Source organism: Bacillus sp. JJ1503 (genome assembly GCF_036965125.1).
GTDB lineage: Bacteria > Bacillota > Bacilli > Bacillales > Cytobacillaceae > Cytobacillus.
In genome coordinates, this window is sequence record NZ_JBALOZ010000532.1 from 1,138 (window position 1) to 2,957 (window position 1,820).

The 1,820-nt window shown below is 37.8% G+C and carries 4 protein-coding genes; 1 reads left to right on the top strand and 3 read right to left on the bottom strand.

Going from position 1 to position 1,820, the window contains the following annotated elements; translation table 11 throughout:
- Positions 1–113: 113 nt before the first annotated feature.
- Complete coding sequence (locus V7149_RS26295; RefSeq protein ID WP_335348497.1) at positions 114–350, top strand: hypothetical protein; 237 nt, start codon at positions 114–116, stop codon at positions 348–350.
- A 31-nt stretch (positions 351–381) separates the two neighbouring features.
- Here the strand turns inward: V7149_RS26295 and V7149_RS26300 are convergent, their stop codons facing one another.
- The 3 genes from V7149_RS26300 to V7149_RS26310 all read right to left on the bottom strand — a co-directional run.
- Complete coding sequence (locus V7149_RS26300) at positions 382–867, bottom strand: dihydrofolate reductase (RefSeq protein WP_335348498.1); 486 nt, start codon at positions 865–867, stop codon at positions 382–384.
- Complete coding sequence (locus V7149_RS26305) at positions 864–1,658, bottom strand: thymidylate synthase (RefSeq protein ID WP_335348499.1); 795 nt, start codon at positions 1,656–1,658, stop codon at positions 864–866. Before V7149_RS26305 ends, V7149_RS26300 begins: the two co-directional genes overlap by 4 nt.
- Positions 1,659–1,719: 61 nt before the next feature.
- Positions 1,720–1,820, bottom strand: a 101-nt coding sequence (locus V7149_RS26310; protein WP_438824170.1) for an anthrax toxin lethal factor-related metalloendopeptidase, incomplete at its 5' end; no start/stop codon positions are given.

The window sequence follows — 1,820 nt, forward strand, 5'->3', positions numbered from 1 at the left end:
ATATAATATGCAAAGTAAATTTTTCTAATATTAGGAAGAAATCGATTGTCACTGATTAGCTGAAATGTTTAGATGAAACGATAATTTTGTATGATTAATAGGGGGTGGGGCAAATGGAGTTTTCATTATGCAGTCTTGATTGTGCATTGCCTGTAGAAGTAACATTAGATGAGGATAACGGGCGGTACATGATAAGGAAAAGTGATTCAAGCGGGGAATTTTTCAATACTCCCCACGAGCTCATTCAATGGGTTAAGAGTAATTTCTCTGCTGATGAGTTTTGTGACCCTACGGAATTTCAGGCAATGGTCAAAAAGTTGACGGACTATTTAGTCAACCCTAATGGTTAGTTTAAAAAAAGACTCCACGTAGGAGTCTTTTCTATTTTCTATCATAAATTTCAAATTCGTAGTCATATGGATTTTTCTCATCCTTAATGCCCTTTTCCTTCGTAAGGAGCTTCCATTCAACCATCTTCAGTTCTGGAAAAAACGTATCCCCTTCAAATTGTTCGTGAATCCGGGTTATATAAAGACGATCTGCAACGGGAAGAAATACTTTAAATATTTCAGCACCGCCAATCACAAATATTTCTTCTTCCTTTTTATTGCTATATTGAATAAATTCTTCAACTGAGTGGAATATCGTAACGCCTTCTTTTGTGAAATCATGGTTACGTGTTATTACAATATTCTCTCTTCCGGGAAGTGGCTTTCCAATTGAATCCATCGTTTTTCTCCCCATCGCAATCGGATGTCCTATTGTTGTCCTTTTGAAGAATTTCAAGTCTTCTGGAAGATGCCATGGCAGCTGATTATTCTTGCCGATGACTTGATTCTCGTCCATTGCCCATATTAAAGAAATCATACACTTACCTCCCCCTTAATATGAGGATGGGCCTCATAATTGACTAATTCAAAATCCTCAAACTTAAATGAGAAAATATCCTTCGCTTCAGGATTGATTTTCATTTTCGGCAATGCCATTGGCTGGCGGGTTAGCTGCAGTTTCACTTGATCTAAATGATTTAAATAAATATGAGTGTCCCCAAAGGTATGAATGAATTCTCCTGGCTCCAAGTCACAAACCTGTGCAATCATGAGGGTGAGAAGGGCATAGGAAGCGATATTAAATGGCACCCCTAAGAACACATCGGCTGATCTTTGGTAAAGCTGACAAGATAGTTTCCCGTCAGCTACATAGAATTGGAACATGCAATGGCACGGAGGAAGCGCCATCTTCTCAATATCTCCAACATTCCATGCATTCACAATCATCCGTCTAGAATCAGGATTTGTCTTTAATAGATGAATTAATTCGCTGATCTGATCTATTGTATTGCCGTCTGCTCCTGTCCATGATCTCCATTGATGACCGTAGACAGGTCCTAAATTGCCTTCCTCATCGGCCCATTCATTCCAAATTCTAACCCCGTTATCCTGGAGATATTTAATATTTGTATCCCCTTGTAAAAACCAGAGCAACTCATGAATAATGGATTTTAAGTGCAGTTTTTTTGTTGTTATGACCGGGAACCCTTCCTGAAGATTAAAGCGCATTTGATAGCCAAATGTACTGATTGTCCCTGTTCCCGTTCTGTCTTCTTTTTTGACTCCATGTTCGAGCACGTGCCTGCAAAGCTCTAAATATTGTTTCATTTACATCCAACCTTTTCTATTCGTACATGGTTATTATTCTATAACAAACCAACATTTTTTCCTAATTTAAATTTTTGATAAAATGATAGGTTTCCGGTGCTTTATCTTTTAATAGTTCATTTGTATCGCTATCCAGATAATAATAAGCAAAGGCTTCTGCAA

Excerpts from the sequence above, each read along its gene's own strand:
- V7149_RS26295 (WP_335348497.1), top strand. The coding sequence starts at position 114 with ATGGAGTTTTCATTATGCAGTCTTGATTGTGCATTGCCTGTAGAAGTA.
- V7149_RS26300 (WP_335348498.1), bottom strand. The coding sequence starts at position 867 with ATGATTTCTTTAATATGGGCAATGGACGAGAATCAAGTCATCGGCAAG.
- V7149_RS26305 (WP_335348499.1), bottom strand. The coding sequence starts at position 1,658 with ATGAAACAATATTTAGAGCTTTGCAGGCACGTGCTCGAACATGGAGTC.